The organism is Paracoccus sp. UBA889 (assembly GCA_002294185.1).
GTDB lineage: Bacteria > Pseudomonadota > Alphaproteobacteria > Rhodobacterales > Rhodobacteraceae > Paracoccus.
Genome location: DBFD01000079.1, coordinates 38962 through 52697 on the forward strand (window position 1 = coordinate 38962; position 13736 = coordinate 52697).

General features: G+C 64.3%; 13 protein-coding genes and 1 pseudogene. 8 read left to right on the forward strand and 6 right to left on the reverse strand.

What is annotated here, in order from left to right; translation table 11 throughout:
* Positions 1-2 precede the first annotated feature (2 nt).
* The 3 genes from B4L36_RS16010 to cysQ form a co-directional block, all read right to left on the reverse strand.
* Positions 3-899, reverse strand: a complete 897-nt coding sequence (locus B4L36_RS16010; protein ID WP_292959176.1) for a UTP--glucose-1-phosphate uridylyltransferase — start codon at positions 897-899, stop codon at positions 3-5.
* A gap of 197 nt (positions 900-1096) precedes the next feature.
* Entirely contained in the window at positions 1097-1897 is an 801-nt protein-coding gene (locus B4L36_RS16015; protein ID WP_292959152.1) for a 3-deoxy-manno-octulosonate cytidylyltransferase, read from the reverse strand.
* A gap of 1 nt (position 1898) precedes the next feature.
* Positions 1899-2696 carry a 3'(2'),5'-bisphosphate nucleotidase CysQ gene (cysQ, locus tag B4L36_RS16020; protein ID WP_292959153.1) on the reverse strand — a complete coding sequence of 266 codons (798 nt, stop codon included), beginning with the start codon at positions 2694-2696 and terminating at the stop codon, positions 1899-1901.
* 131 nt (positions 2697-2827) lie between these two features.
* Between cysQ and B4L36_RS16025 the strand changes: the two genes are divergently transcribed.
* The 8 genes from B4L36_RS16025 to B4L36_RS16060 all read left to right on the forward strand — a co-directional run bounded on the left by B4L36_RS16025 (position 2828) and on the right by B4L36_RS16060 (position 12123).
* The gene (locus tag B4L36_RS16025; RefSeq protein WP_292959154.1) at positions 2828-3664 is read left to right on the forward strand and encodes an ABC transporter permease; all 837 of its coding nucleotides are present in this window, start codon (positions 2828-2830) and stop codon (positions 3662-3664) included.
* A gap of 188 nt (positions 3665-3852) precedes the next feature.
* Positions 3853-5766, forward strand: a complete 1914-nt coding sequence (gene dnaK / locus B4L36_RS16030; protein WP_292959155.1) for a molecular chaperone DnaK — start codon at positions 3853-3855, stop codon at positions 5764-5766.
* A gap of 79 nt (positions 5767-5845) precedes the next feature.
* Positions 5846-7021 carry a molecular chaperone DnaJ gene (gene dnaJ, locus B4L36_RS16035; protein WP_292959156.1) on the forward strand — a complete coding sequence of 392 codons (1176 nt, stop codon included), beginning with the start codon at positions 5846-5848 and terminating at the stop codon, positions 7019-7021.
* A gap of 51 nt (positions 7022-7072) precedes the next feature.
* Complete coding sequence (gene radC, locus B4L36_RS16040) at positions 7073-7852, forward strand: RadC family protein (protein ID WP_292959157.1); 780 nt, start codon at positions 7073-7075, stop codon at positions 7850-7852.
* A 243-nt stretch (positions 7853-8095) separates the two neighbouring features.
* Positions 8096-8659 carry a ubiquinol-cytochrome c reductase iron-sulfur subunit gene (petA, locus tag B4L36_RS16045; RefSeq protein ID WP_292959158.1) on the forward strand — a complete coding sequence of 188 codons (564 nt, stop codon included), beginning with the start codon at positions 8096-8098 and terminating at the stop codon, positions 8657-8659.
* Positions 8660-8671: 12 nt separating this feature from the next.
* Entirely contained in the window at positions 8672-9994 is a 1323-nt protein-coding gene (gene petB, locus B4L36_RS16050; RefSeq protein ID WP_292959159.1) for a cytochrome b, read from the forward strand.
* Positions 9995-10345: 351 nt separating this feature from the next.
* On the forward strand, positions 10346-11107 hold the full coding sequence (locus B4L36_RS16055; RefSeq protein ID WP_292959177.1) for a cytochrome c1: 762 nt from the start codon (positions 10346-10348) through the stop codon (positions 11105-11107).
* A 110-nt stretch (positions 11108-11217) separates the two neighbouring features.
* Positions 11218-12123 (forward strand): PfkB family carbohydrate kinase, encoded by a 906-nt coding sequence (locus tag B4L36_RS16060; RefSeq protein ID WP_292959160.1) that lies wholly within the window; start codon positions 11218-11220, stop codon positions 12121-12123.
* On the opposite strand, the gene phoB is transcribed toward B4L36_RS16060, so the two are convergent.
* The 3 genes and pseudogenes from phoB to B4L36_RS16075 all read right to left on the reverse strand — a co-directional run.
* Positions 12108-12797 carry a phosphate regulon transcriptional regulator PhoB gene (gene phoB, locus B4L36_RS16065; RefSeq protein ID WP_292959161.1) on the reverse strand — a complete coding sequence of 230 codons (690 nt, stop codon included), beginning with the start codon at positions 12795-12797 and terminating at the stop codon, positions 12108-12110. The genes B4L36_RS16060 and phoB overlap by 16 nt on opposite strands.
* A 4-nt stretch (positions 12798-12801) precedes the next feature.
* Complete coding sequence (gene phoU, locus B4L36_RS16070) at positions 12802-13527, reverse strand: phosphate signaling complex protein PhoU (RefSeq protein ID WP_414692198.1); 726 nt, start codon at positions 13525-13527, stop codon at positions 12802-12804.
* A 17-nt stretch (positions 13528-13544) separates the two neighbouring features.
* Positions 13545-13736: pseudogene (locus B4L36_RS16075) on the reverse strand (phosphate ABC transporter ATP-binding protein); the annotation flags it as partial.

A 13736-nucleotide genomic window follows, 5' to 3' on the forward strand; every position in this document is an offset into this window, starting at 1 on the left:
GGTCACTCCGCCGCGCGGCGCATCGACATGACGTCGTGCAGATATTCCGCGAATTCCTCTTTCAGCTCATCCCGGTCCAGACCGAAGGCGACGGTGGCCTGCAGGAAGCCCGCTTTCGAGCCGCAATCGAACCGCTGGCCGCGGAATCGCAAACCGTAGACGCCGCGCCCGGCTTCGATTTCATCAGCGATGGCGTCGGTCAGCTGGATCTCGCCGCCGGAACCGGCCTTCAGCTTGTTGAGGTTCTGCATCACCGTCGGCGCAAGGATATAGCGCCCGATGACCGCAAGGTTCGATGGCGCGGTCTCCGGGGTCGGCTTTTCGACCATGCCGCGCACCTTGACGATGGCGCCCATGTCCTCGCTGACATCAAGCACGCCGTAGGACGCGGCTTTTTCGGGCGCGACCTCCATCGTGGCGACCATGCTGCCGCCGGTCTCGCCATAGGCCTCGATCATCTGCTGCAGGCAGGGCGGTTCGCCCATGATGACGTCGTCGGTCAGGATCACCGCGAAGGGTTCATCATCGGCCAGAAGGCGGCGTGCGCACCAGACCGCGTGGCCGAGGCCAAGCGCCTTGTGCTGACGGATATAGGCGATGGCGCCCGATTCCATGTTGGTCGTGCGCAGAAGGTCCAGAAGATGATTCTTGCCCGCCTTCTTCAGGCTCGATTCCAGTTCGTGGGCATGATCGAAATAATCTTCCAGCGCGCCCTTCCCGCGAGAGGTCACGAAGATGAATTCGGTAATGCCCGCGGCCCGAGCCTCGTCGATCGCGTACTGGATCAACGGCCGGTCCACCAGGGTCATGATTTCCTTGGGGATGCTCTTGGTTGCCGGCAAGAAGCGCGTTCCCAGCCCCGCCACCGGGAAAATCGCCTTGGTCACCTTACGCTTCATCGCCATCGCACCTTTTCCTTCAGACTGTGCCGGACATCGCGCCGACCTGAGCAGCACCTGACAACTTCACCGGGGAATCACAAGCATCAACACCTGCCATCCTAGCAACCCGGGCAAGGGCTCGCCAAGACATCGGTGCGCATTCGACGCATTTCCGCCACTTGCCGGGTTCCCGGGCCCGAACCGGCGGACCCGGCCTAGTCGATCTTCATATCGGACATCATCCGTTCCAACCGCGAAACGTCCTGGGGGTTGTTGAGTTCCCAGAATTGCCGGCCGCGCGCCTGCACCTCGACGCACAGGATCTGTCTGCCGCGTTCCAGAAAACGCAACTGCTCCAGCCCTTCCAGCTTTTCCAGCCGACCCTCGTCCCATCCGGGATAGGCTGCCAGCGCGCCGGGGCGATAGGCGTAGACGCCGACATGATGAAAGACCGGACTGGGTGCGTCGGGCCCGACATCATCCGACGCGAAAGGAATGACCTCTTTCGAGAAATACAGCGCCTGCATGTCGTGCCCGAAGACGGCGGTGGTGCCGCCGACGCGACCGGCATGGCGATCGGCGATCAGTTCGGCCCGCATCCGCCCCGAACAGCGCAGCACCGGCGTCGCGACATCGGATCGCGGGGCCGCGCGCAGGCCCGCGACCAGTTCCTCGACAAACCAGGCGGGGGTCAGCGGCGCGTCGCCCTGCAGGTTGACGACGATCTCGGGCGAGATGCCCATCGTCGCGACCGCCTCGGCGCAGCGTTCGGTGCCGTTGCGACAGGCCGGGGCGGTCATCACCACCTCGGCGCCGAAGCCCTCCGCATGGACCCGTATGCGGTCGTCATCGGTGGCGACAACCACGCGGTCGATGCCGCCGACGGCGCGGGCGGCATCCCAACTGCGCCGGATCAGGCTGCGCGCGCGGCCCGAAGCACCGGTCAGTTCGGCCAACGGCTTGCCCGGATAGCGGGTCGAGGCGAAGCGGGCCGGGATGACGATGACGACCGACATCTCAGTCCTTGACCAGCAGCACGCCGGGCGCGAAGGCGACGAAGAACGGATTTTCAAAACCGGGTTTGCCATAGACCAGCGGCGTGTGATCGTCGAAACGCACCACCTCGCCGCCGGCGCCGCGCAGCACCGCGTCGCCCGCCGCCGTGTCCCATTCCATCGTCCGACCCAGCCGCGGATAGAGATCCGCCTCGCCTGTCGCCACGAGACAGAATTTCAGCGACGATCCGGCGCTGGTCATGTCGCGCAGCGCGTATCGGGCGATGTAATTGTCCGTTGCCGCGTCGCGATGCGATTTCGAGGCCACCACCATCAGACCGCGATTGTCCGGCGTCGGGTTGACGCCGACTGGCTCGGTCGCGCCGGGACTTTCGCCGAAGGGCCCGCGTTCCTCGACAGACCGGCCGTCGCCGGTGGTGTAGAACAGACGCCCCTTGGCGGGGGCATAGACGACCCCGCGCACCGGAATGCCGTCCTGGACATAGGCGATATTGACGGTGAAATCGCCGCGCCGTTGCACGAATTCCTTGGTCCCGTCCAGGGGATCGACGATCAGGAAGCTCGGCGCCGTCTGTTCATGGGTGGCGGCCTGTTCCTCGGTCACGACCGGGATGTCCGGAAACGCCCTGCGCAGACCGGCCGAGATCAGCGCATCCGCGGCCTCGTCGGCCTCGGTCACGGGTGAATCGTCCGATTTCGAGCGCACGGCGAAATTCTCGGCTTCGTAGATTTCCATGATCTTCGCCCCGGCCTGCAAGGCGAGACGGCGCATTTCGCTGGTCAACAGATCAAATTGCATCCAGATTCCCTTCGAAAGCGGGCCTTTCGACCGGTCATGCCGATTGCCCGGACCTGCCTGACTTCTTATGATCGCGCAAACCCGGCAGGGCAAGCGCCTGTCGGCGAAACTGTCCGCGCGCCGCGCCCCTCATGACGGAGCATGACCCGAAGGTGTTCGTTCAGCGACAGAACCGCAACATGCTTCAGGCCGCCGGCGGCACGCTGGCGCTGATCTATCACCAGACGGTCTACAATCTGCGCAACGAACAGCGCAACGCCGTCATCGGCCTGCTGATGACCATCGTCCAGGCCATTGTCTTCATGGCGGCCTTCGTGCTGATCTTCCTGGTCGTCGGTGTCCGCACCTCGCCCCTTCGCGGCGATTTCATGCTTTATCTGATGTCGGGAATCTTCCTGTTCATGACCCATGTCCGGGCGGTCAACGCCGTCTCCACGGCAGGCGGGGCAGGCGCATTGCTGAAACACGAGCCCTTGAACCAGGCGGTGCTGATCGCGGCGGCCGCTCTGGCGGTGCTGTATCGCCAGATCATCAGCATCATCACCATCTTGTGGTTCTATCACGTGCTGTTGTCCCCGATCGAGATCGAGCGTCCGGTCGGCGCGCTGGCCATGCTTCTGGTGGCCTGGATGTCGGGCGGCGCGGTCGGCCTGGTGTTCCTGTCGATCAAGCCGTGGCTGCCCCGATTCGCGGGCGTCGCATCGACCCTGTATCAGCGCGTCAACATGTTCGCCTCGGGCAAGATGTTCGTGGCCAACGTGCTGCCGAATTTCATGCTGCCCTACTTCTGGTGGAACCCGCTTTTTCACGCCATCGACCAGGAACGCGGATATGTCTTCATCAACTACACGCCGATGAAGACCAGCCAGACCTACGCGCTGTGGTTCACGCTGGCGGTCTTCATGATCGGCCTGCTGATCAACTTTACCACGCGCAAGTATCAATCGGCCAGCTGGACGCTGGGCTAGCGGCCGGAACCGGTCGAATTCCCGTGCAAATTGCGTGTCGCGGATGCTTGCGGGCCGGAAAAGCAACCCTATATACAGCCCCGAAGCACCCGGCTGCGGCCGGTTGCCGCAACGAAACGGGATCGGGCCGCGGGGGCCATAACGGACCCGAGGCTCACGGATATCGCCGCAAGAGAGGTTAGAAACACATGTCCAAAGTTATCGGCATCGACCTTGGCACGACCAACAGCTGCGTCGCCATCATGGATGGCAGCCAGCCCAAGGTCATCGAGAACAGCGAAGGCGCGCGTACCACGCCCTCGATCGTCGGCTTTACCGATGGCGAGCGGCTTGTCGGCCAATCCGCCAAGCGCCAGGCCGTGACCAACCCCACCAACACCGTTTTCGCGGTCAAGCGTCTGATCGGCCGTCGGATCGGCGATGAGGCCGTCGAGAAGGACAAGAAGCTGGTTCCCTATTCCATCGTGGATGGCGGCAATGGTGACGCCTGGGTCGAGGTGAAGGGCGAGAAATATTCCCCGGCGCAGGTCAGCGCGATGATCCTTCAGAAGATGAAGGAGACCGCCGAATCCTATCTGGGCGAAGAGGTCACGCAGGCCGTCATCACGGTTCCGGCCTATTTCAACGACGCCCAGCGTCAGGCCACCAAGGACGCCGGCAAGATCGCGGGCCTGGAAGTCCTGCGCATTATCAACGAACCGACCGCGGCCGCGCTGGCCTACGGTCTGGACAAGAAGGAAAGCAAGACGATCGCGGTCTATGACCTCGGCGGCGGCACCTTCGACATCACCATCCTGGAAATCGACGACGGCCTGTTCGAGGTGAAATCGACCAACGGGGACACGTTCCTGGGCGGCGAAGATTTCGACATGCGCATCGTCAACTACCTCGCCGACGAATTCAAGAAAGAGCACGGCGTCGATCTGACCAGGGACAAGATGGCCCTTCAGCGGCTGAAGGAGGCCGCCGAGAAAGCCAAGATCGAGCTGTCCAGCTCCAGCCAGACCGAGATCAACCAGCCCTTCATCAGCATGGACAAGGACAGCGGCACGCCGCTGCACATGGTCATGAAGCTGAGCCGGGCCAAGCTGGAATCGCTGGTCGGCGATCTGATCAAGCGAACGATGAAACCGGTCGCCGATGCGCTGAAGGATGCCGGCGTCTCCAAGGGCGAGATCGACGAGATCGTCCTGGTCGGCGGCATGACCCGGATGCCCAAGGTCATCCAGGAAGTCACCGATTTCTTCGGCAAGGAACCGCACAAGGGCGTCAACCCCGACGAGGTCGTGGCCCTGGGCGCCGCGATCCAGGCCGGCGTGCTGCAAGGCGACGTCAAGGATGTGGTTCTGCTGGACGTGACGCCGCTGTCGTTGGGGATCGAGACGCTGGGCGGGGTCTTCACCCGACTGATCGATCGCAACACCACGATCCCGACCAAGAAGAGCCAGATCTTCTCGACCGCCGAGGACAACCAGAACGCGGTGACGATTCGGGTGTTCCAGGGCGAACGCGAGATGGCGGCCGACAACAAGCTGCTGGGTCAGTTCAACCTCGAGGACATCCCGCCGGCGCCGCGCGGAATGCCCCAGATCGAGGTGACGTTCGACATCGACGCCAATGGCATCGTCTCGGTCAGCGCCAAGGACAAGGGCACCGGCAAGGAGCAGAACATCACCATCCAGGCCTCGGGCGGTCTGTCCGACGAAGATATCGAGCGGATGGTGAAGGATGCCGAACAGAACGCCGAGGCCGACAAGGGCCGTCGCGAACTGGTCGAGGCCAAGAACCAGGCCGAAAGCCTGATCCACTCGACCCGCAAGTCGCTGGAAGAGCACGGTGACAAGGTGGACGAATCGACCGTCGAGGCGATCGAACTGGCTATCGGCGCACTGGAAGAGGCCGTGAAGTCCGACGATGCCGGCAAGGTCAAGTCGGGCATCCAGAACGTCATGGATGCGTCGATGAAGCTGGGCGAGGCGATCTACAAGTCGCAGCAGACCCCGGACGAGGCCGAGAGCGCGGACGATTCGCCGCGTGCCGCCGATGAAGACATCGTTGACGCCGATTTCGAGGATCTCGGCGACGACAAGAAGCGCGGCTGATCCGGGGCCGCCTCCCTGATCCGGCCCGCGTTCGCGCGGGCCGGACTTGTGTTTCAGGGATCAGGAGACAGGACGAGATATGGCGAAGCGTTGCTTTTACGAGGTTCTGGGGGTCACGCGCGGGGCCTCGGATGAAGAAATCAAGAAGGCTTATCGCCGCAAGGCGAAAGAGCTGCACCCCGACCGCAACAAGAATGACGGTCAGGCCGAAGCGCGCTTCAAGGAGGTGAACGAGGCCTATGATTGCCTGAAGGACGGCCAGAAAAAGGCCGCCTATGACCGGTTCGGTCATCAGGCCTTCGAAAATGGCGGTTTTGGCGGTCGCGGCGGTGGCGGGGGCGGCGCTCATCCCGGCGATTTCGGCTCGGCCTTCGCAGATGTGTTCGAGGATCTTTTCGGCGACATGATGGGTCGCCGCGGCGGCGGTGGCGCCGGCAGTGGCCGGTCGCGGGCGCAGCGCGGACAGGATCTGCGCTACAACCTGCGCGTCGCGCTGGAAGAAGCCTATCGCGGCCTGCAGAAGACGATCACCGTTCCCGGCTCGGTCGCCTGCGACGAATGTGAGGGAACGGGCGCCGAAGGGGCGACACAGCCCGCCGCCTGCCCGACCTGTTCGGGCATGGGCCGCGTGCGCGCCCAGCAGGGCTTTTTCACCGTCGAACGAACCTGCCCGACCTGCGGCGGTCAGGGCCAGATCGTCAAGAATCCCTGCAAGGCCTGTCATGGCGCGGGCCGGATCGAAAAGGACCGGACGCTGTCGGTGAATATCCCGGCCGGGGTCGAAACCGGCACCCGGATCCGCCTTGCGGGCGAGGGCGAGGCCGGAATGCGCGGCGGCCCCGCGGGCGATCTGTATATCTTCATCGAGGTGAAGGAACACGACATCTTCGTCCGCGATGGCAAGATGCTGGCCTGTCAGGTTCCGGTCAGCATGGTCGTCGCGGCGCTTGGCGGCGAAGTCGAGGTGCCGACCATCGATGGCGGCCGTGCGCGGGTCAAGGTGCCCGCGGGCAGTCAGACCGGCCGCCAGATGCGCCTGCGCGGCAAGGGGATGCCGCCGCTGCGCCACGGCGCGGGCGCGGGCGGCGAGGCCGGCGACATGCTGATCGAACTGACGGTCGAAACGCCGGTCAACCTGACCTCGAGACAGCGGGACCTGCTGCGCGACTTCCAATCTGAAAAAGCCGACAACAGCCCGCAATCGTCGAGCTTCTTCAACAAGGTGAAAGGCTTCTGGGACGACATGACCAGTTGATCAGGCCGGCGGTTAACCCTTTTTTCACCGGCTTCGATCCATTCTGCCGGCATGGATTCGAATCGCGCCTTTGGTGAAATGCCGCTGCCTCTGTTTTCGCCCGCCGCCGACGATGTGGCGGGGCCGGTCGCGGAGTTGCGTCAAAAGGACGGCCCGCCGCCCTCTTACCTGGCCGATCACCGCGCCCGCCTGCGCGACCGCTTCCGGCAGGGCGGCGCGGCCGCGATGCCGGATTACGAATTGCTGGAACTGGTGCTGTTCCGCGCCATCCCGCGGCAGGATGTGAAACCTCTTGCTCGTCGACTGATCGAGGTTTTCAAGGATTTCAATGGGGTACTGACCGCCGAACCGGCGCGTTTGCACCAGGTCGAGGGTGTCGGACCGGCCGTGGTCACCGAACTGAAGATCGTCGAGGCGGCGGCGCAGCGCATGGCCCGTGCCAGGATCATGCACCGGCCTGTCCTGTCTGGCTGGGACGCGCTGCTGGATTATTGCCACACCGCAATGGCCCATCGTCCGACCGAGCAATTTCGAGTCCTCTATCTGGACCGCAGGAACGTCCTGATTGCCGACGAGGAACAGGCGCGCGGCACGGTCGATCATGTTCCGGTCTATCCGCGAGAGATCATCCGCCGCGCGCTGGAACTGAACGCTTCGGCGCTGATCCTCGTCCACAATCATCCCTCTGGCGATCCGACGCCCTCGGATTCGGATATCACGATGACGGCCCGCGTGGTTCAGGCCGCCGATTCCATGGGCATCACGGTCCACGATCACCTGATCATCGGACGCTCGCGCGAGATCAGCTTTCGGGCGCAGGGGCTGCTGTGATCGACTGCCCCGACCGGCTGAGACCCCGGCCGGAGGCGCGGCTGCCTGTCGCCGCGGGGCGCCAAGCCTTCGGTCGCGCGCGGCAAAATTCCAACAGATGCGGCGATATGCGCGCTTTTGCGCGGGCTTGACGGCTGGACTGACGCGGAATTGAAGGCTAGAACCGCCCCGCAGAGGCTGCGATCAGACGCGGCCCGGAATGTCGTATCGGCCGGGGTTCCGGCCTGAATTGGAGAATGACCCGTGTCCCACGCAGATGACCACGTCGGCACCCGGAGGGATTTCCTCTATTACGCCACGGCCGGCGCAGGCACGGTGGCCGCCGGTGCCGCCACCTGGACGCTTGTGAACCAGATGAACCCCTCGGCCGATGTCCAGGCCCTGTCCTCGATCCAGGTCGATGTCAGCGGCGTCGAGACCGGCACCCAGTTGACGGTCAAGTTTCGCGGCAAGCCCATCTTCATCCGCCGCCGGACCGAAAAGGAAATCCAGGAAGGCCGCGCGGTCGCGTTGAGCGAACTGATCGATCAGACCGCGCAGAACCCCAATCTTGGCGGCGTCGAACCCGCGACCGACCAGAACCGCACAATGGACGAAGCCGGCGAATGGCTGGTCATGATCGGCGTCTGCACCCATCTGGGCTGCGTGCCGATCGGCAACAACGCGGGCGATTACGACGGTTGGTTCTGCCCCTGCCACGGCTCGCATTACGACACCGCCGGGCGTATCCGCAAAGGCCCCGCGCCCGAGAACCTGTGGATCCCGATCGCCGAATTCATCAACGAAACCACCGTCAAGCTGGGCTGAGGAGGGCAACACATGGCCGGTATCCCGCACGATCCTTACGAGCCCAGAACGGGCTTCGAGCGCTGGCTGCACCGCCGACTTCCGGTGGCAAGCATCCTCTATGACACGCTGATGATCCCCACGCCCCGGAACCTGAACTGGATGTGGATCTGGGGTGTCGTGCTGACCTTCTGCCTTGCGCTGCAGATCATCACCGGCATCGTGCTGGCGATGCACTACACCCCGCAGGTGGATCTGGCCTTTGCCAGCGTCGAAAAGATCATGCGCAACGTGAATGGCGGCTATATGCTGCGCTATCTGCATTCCAACGGCGCGTCGCTGTTCTTCCTGGCGGTCTATCTGCACATCTTCCGCGGCCTGTATTACGGCAGCTACAAGGCTCCGCGCGAGGTGACGTGGATCATCGGGATGCTGATCTATCTGTCCATGATGGCCACCGCCTTCATGGGCTACGTGCTGCCCTGGGGGCAGATGTCGTTCTGGGGCGCCACGGTGATCACCGGCCTGTTCGGCGCCATTCCCGGCATCGGGCCGACGATCCAGACCTGGCTGCTGGGCGGGCCGGCGGTGGACAATGCCACGCTGAACCGCTTCTTCTCGCTGCATTACCTGCTGCCCTTCATCATCGCGGCGCTTGTGGTCGTCCATATCTGGGCCTTCCACACGACCGGCAACAACAACCCCACCGGGATCGAGGTGCGGCGGTCAAGCAAGCAGGAGGCGGAAAAGGATACCCTGCCCTTCTGGCCCTATTTCGTGATGAAGGATCTGTTCGCGCTTGGCGTCGTGCTGATCGTGTTCTTCGCGATCGTCGGCTTCATGCCGAACTACCTGGGCCATCCCGACAACTATATCGAGGCGAATCCGCTGGTGACGCCACCCGAGATCGTTCCGGAATGGTACTTCCTGCCCTTCTACGCCATCCTGCGGGCCTTTACCTCGGATGTCTGGGTGGTGCAGCTGGTCAACTTCCTGTCCTTCCGCATCATCGACGCCAAGTTCTTCGGCGTGCTGGCGATGTTCGGATCGATTCTGGTCCTGGCGCTGGTGCCGTGGCTGGACACCAGCAGGGTGCGTTCGGGCCGGTACCGGCCGCAGTTCAAGTGGTGGTTCTGGATGCTGGCCGCCGACTTTGTCATCCTGACCTGGGTCGGCGCCCGTCCGACCGAGGGGATCTATCCGCTCATCGCGCTGGCCGGTGCAGCCTATTGGTTCGCCTATTTCCTGATCATCCTGCCGCTTCTGGGCGTGATCGAGAAGCCCGACCCGATGCCGGCCACGATCGAGGAAGACTTTCTCGCGCATCACGAATCACCCACGCGCATGGCCGAGTAAGGAGAGCCACGAATGACCATGAGAACCAGGACGCTCACGGCCGTTGCGGCCCTGACGATCTCTGCGGCCGGCTTCGCGCTGGCGCAGGACGGCTCGACCACCCGGACGGTGCCGATGAACCAGCCCGAGTCGGCCCAGCCCGCGCCCCAGGGCGGCACCACCTTCGTGGCCACCCCGGAGAAGGGTACGGCCGCGGATGCGGGTGCGACGGCCGCGGACCAGCCCGCGACCCCGCAGGCTGCTGCTCAGCAGCAGGCCAACGGCGGAACCGATGCCGGCACGCCGGCCGGGACGGAATCGGCGGCAGCACCGGCAGCGGCTGATGAAAATGTGGTGCAGGCCAGCGAACCGATCGCCGGAAACGAGGACAATCAGGAAGCCCTGTCCGAGGGCGGCAAGATCGAGGACATCGCCTTCAGCTTCGAGGGGCCGTTCGGCTCGTTCGACCAGTTTCAACTGCAGCGAGGGCTTCAGGTCTATACCGAGGTCTGTTCGGCCTGCCACGGCCTGAAACTCGTCCCGATCCGCACGCTGTCTGACCCGGGCGGTCCCGGGCTGCCCGAGGACCAGGTCCGCGCCTATGCCGCCAATCTGACCGAAATCACCGAGCCCGACACGGGCGAGTTGCGGACGCGATTGCCCACGGACAATTTCCCCACCGTCACCGGCGATGGAATGGGGCCGGATCTGTCGCTTATGGCCAAGGCGCGCGCAGGTTTTCACGGACCCTATGGCACCGGGATCAAACAATTGTTCAAGGGCGCCGGCGGACCGGAATATATCCACGCGCTTCTGACCGGGTATACCGGCGAGACCAAGGAAGAGGCCGGCAGCACCTTCTATCAGAACAAGGCGTTCTCGACTGGCTGGGTCAGGATGCCGCCGCCGCTTTCGGACGATGTCGTGACCTACGAGGACGGCACACCCGCGACCGCGGACCAGATGGCCCGCGACGTCTCGGCCTTTCTGATGTGGACCGCAGAGCCAAAGATGATGGACCGCAAGGCGGTTGGCCTGGTCTCGGTCCTGTTCCTGATCGTGCTGACGGCACTGCTGTATCTGACCAACAAGCGACTTTGGGCGCGCCACAAGGGCAAGCATCAGCCCGGCTGATCGGCCCGGTCCTTTCGACTCCGAAGAAGCGCGCCCCGACCGGGCGCGTTTTTTCGTTACTGGACAGGCCGCGGCACGCCGGCAAGACTTGTCATCACGGAGGATACGACATGGCGATCTGGAATCTGGGCTCGATCAATATCGACCACGTCTACCGACTGGACCGCTTGCCCGGGCCGGGCGAGACCCTGGCATCGACCGGGCATTCGCTTGGCCTTGGCGGCAAGGGCGCGAACCAGTCGATCGCGGCGGCGCGGGCGGGGGCGATGACACATCATCTGGGCGCGATCGGGGCCGGCGACGACTGGGTGATCGAACGGCTGCGGCATGCCGGCGTCTGTCCTGCGGCGATCCGGCAGCTGGACGCCGAGGTGACGGGCCATGCGATCATCCTGCTGGATGCCCGGGCCGAGAACATGATCGTCATCCATCCGGGCGCCAACACGGCGCTGAAGGCGGCCGATATCGCCGCCGCTCTGACCGGGATCGGGCCGCGTGACACATTGCTGATCCAGAACGAGACGAACGGCCAGACGGATGCCGCCCGCATTGCCCGGCGGGCCGGCGCAAGGGTCATCTATTCCGCCGCGCCCTTCGCGGTCGAGGCGGTGCGCGCGGTGATGGAGCATGTGTCGATCCTGGCCATGAACGAGGGCGAGGCGCGGCAGCTTTTCGACGCCATTCCCGGAGATCTGCCGGTCGAAGGCCTGCTGATCACGCGCGGATCGAAGGGCGCGGAATATCGCGATATGAAAGCCGGAACGACCATAGTGCAAGAGGCTTTTCCGGTGGCCCCGGTGGACACAACCGCCGCGGGCGACACTTTCGCGGGCTACGTCGCGGCGGCGCTGGATCGCGGCGACGGCATGGCCGAGGCGCTGCGCCTGGCCTCGGCCGCCGCGGCGTTGAAGGTCACCCGGCCGGGCGCGGGCGACGCAATTCCCCAGCTTGCGGAGGTTCTGGATTTTCTCGGCGACGGCGGACGGGCCTTTGCCGGGTCTCAGCCCAGGGCATAGCCCGTGCCGCGCACCGTCCGGACCGGATTGTCGCCGCCATTGACCATCAGCGCCTTGCGCAGGCGGCCGACATGAACGTCGATGGTGCGGGTATCGACGTAGATGTCGCGCCCCCAGACCCGGTCCAGAAGCTGTTCGCGCGTCCAGACGCGGCCCGGCTTTTCCATCAGCGTGGACAGCAGCCGGAATTCGGTCGGACCCAGATGCAGCGGCTGGCCGGCGCGAAAAACCCGGTGTTCGCCCGCATCGAGGATGATATCGGCAAAGCTCAGCCTTTCTCCCATCGTCGCCGGACGGGTGCGGCGCAGCTGGGTGCGCAGGCGCGCCATCAGTTCCACCACCGAGTAGGGCTTGACGACGTAATCATCCGCCCCGGTCTCCAATCCCCGGACGCGGTCGGTTTCCTCGCCGCGGGCCGACAACATGATGATCGGGATGGACCGGGTGCCCGGATCGGCCTTGACCTGACGGCAGACCTCGATGCCCGACACCCTGGGCAACATCCAGTCCAGCACCATCAGATCGGGCTGTTCCTCCTGCACCAGCAACAGCGCGTCCTCGCCATTATCGGCGACGACCACGTCGAATCCCTCGGCTTCGAGGTTGTATTGCAGAACCTCGCGCTGCGCGCCTTCATCCTCGACCACCAGAACACAGGGGGTTTGTCGGCTCATCGGCTCAACCTCCGCTGGTCGCGCCGGCCTGGGCCGGAACGCTGCTGGATTTCGGCCGCGCCTCATCGGGCAATTGCCCGGTCACGAGATAGATCACCTGTTCGGCGATGGAGGTCGCGTGATCGCCCATCCGCTCGGTGTTCTTGGCGATGAAATGCAGGTGCATGCAGGCCGTGATGTTGCGCGGATCCTCCATCATGTGGGTCAGGAATTCGCGAAACAGCGCGTTATACATCTGATCCACCTCCAGATCGCGCTGACGCACATCCTCGGCCAGGTCGGCATCGCGGCGGATATAGCTGTCCAGCGCATCCTGGACCAGCGAATCCACGGCCTGCGCCATCCGCCGCAGGGCCAAGCCCGCGCCGTCGATGGCCGGCATCTGGGACAGGACATGGGTGCGCTTTGCCATGTTCTTGGCATAATCGCCGACCCGTTCCAGCGACGCGCTGATCTTGATGACCGCCAGCACCATGCGCAGATCGGTCGCCGTCGGCGCGCGCAGGGCGATCAGCCGGGCCGCGTCCTCGTTGATCTGTGCTTCCAGCGCGTCGATCGCCTTGTCACGGGCGCGAACCTGTTCGGCCAGTTCCTCGTCGCGGCTTTCCAGCGCGGTGGCGGCGTCGGCGATGGCGCTTTCGACCATCCCGCCCATCTTCACCAGCTGCGCCTGGATCGCTTCGAGATCGCGGTCGAAGGCCGATGAGATATGTCTTTCGCGGTCGATCATGGGATCCTCCTGGGGCGTCAGCCGATGCGACCCGAGATATAGGCCTCGGTCCGCGAATCCTGCGGTTTGGTGAAGATGTCGTCGGTATCGCCATATTCCACCAGATTGCCGAGGTGGAAGAAGGCGGTCTTCTGGCTGACGCGCGCGGCTTGCTGCATCGAATGGGTGACGATCACGACCGAGAATTCCTGCCGCAGCTGGTCGATCAG

Excerpts from the sequence above, each read along its gene's own strand:
- B4L36_RS16010 (WP_292959176.1), bottom strand. The coding sequence starts at position 899 with ATGAAGCGTAAGGTGACCAAGGCGATTTTCCCGGTGGCGGGGCTGGGA.
- B4L36_RS16015 (WP_292959152.1), bottom strand. The coding sequence starts at position 1,897 with ATGTCGGTCGTCATCGTCATCCCGGCCCGCTTCGCCTCGACCCGCTAT.
- cysQ (WP_292959153.1), bottom strand. The coding sequence starts at position 2,696 with ATGCAATTTGATCTGTTGACCAGCGAAATGCGCCGTCTCGCCTTGCAG.
- B4L36_RS16025 (WP_292959154.1), top strand. The coding sequence starts at position 2,828 with ATGACGGAGCATGACCCGAAGGTGTTCGTTCAGCGACAGAACCGCAAC.
- dnaK (WP_292959155.1), top strand. The coding sequence starts at position 3,853 with ATGTCCAAAGTTATCGGCATCGACCTTGGCACGACCAACAGCTGCGTC.
- dnaJ (WP_292959156.1), top strand. The coding sequence starts at position 5,846 with ATGGCGAAGCGTTGCTTTTACGAGGTTCTGGGGGTCACGCGCGGGGCC.
- radC (WP_292959157.1), top strand. The coding sequence starts at position 7,073 with ATGGATTCGAATCGCGCCTTTGGTGAAATGCCGCTGCCTCTGTTTTCG.
- petB (WP_292959159.1), top strand. The coding sequence starts at position 8,672 with ATGGCCGGTATCCCGCACGATCCTTACGAGCCCAGAACGGGCTTCGAG.
- B4L36_RS16060 (WP_292959160.1), top strand. The coding sequence starts at position 11,218 with ATGGCGATCTGGAATCTGGGCTCGATCAATATCGACCACGTCTACCGA.
- phoB (WP_292959161.1), bottom strand. The coding sequence starts at position 12,797 with ATGAGCCGACAAACCCCCTGTGTTCTGGTGGTCGAGGATGAAGGCGCG.
- phoU (WP_414692198.1), bottom strand. The coding sequence starts at position 13,527 with ATGATCGACCGCGAAAGACATATCTCATCGGCCTTCGACCGCGATCTC.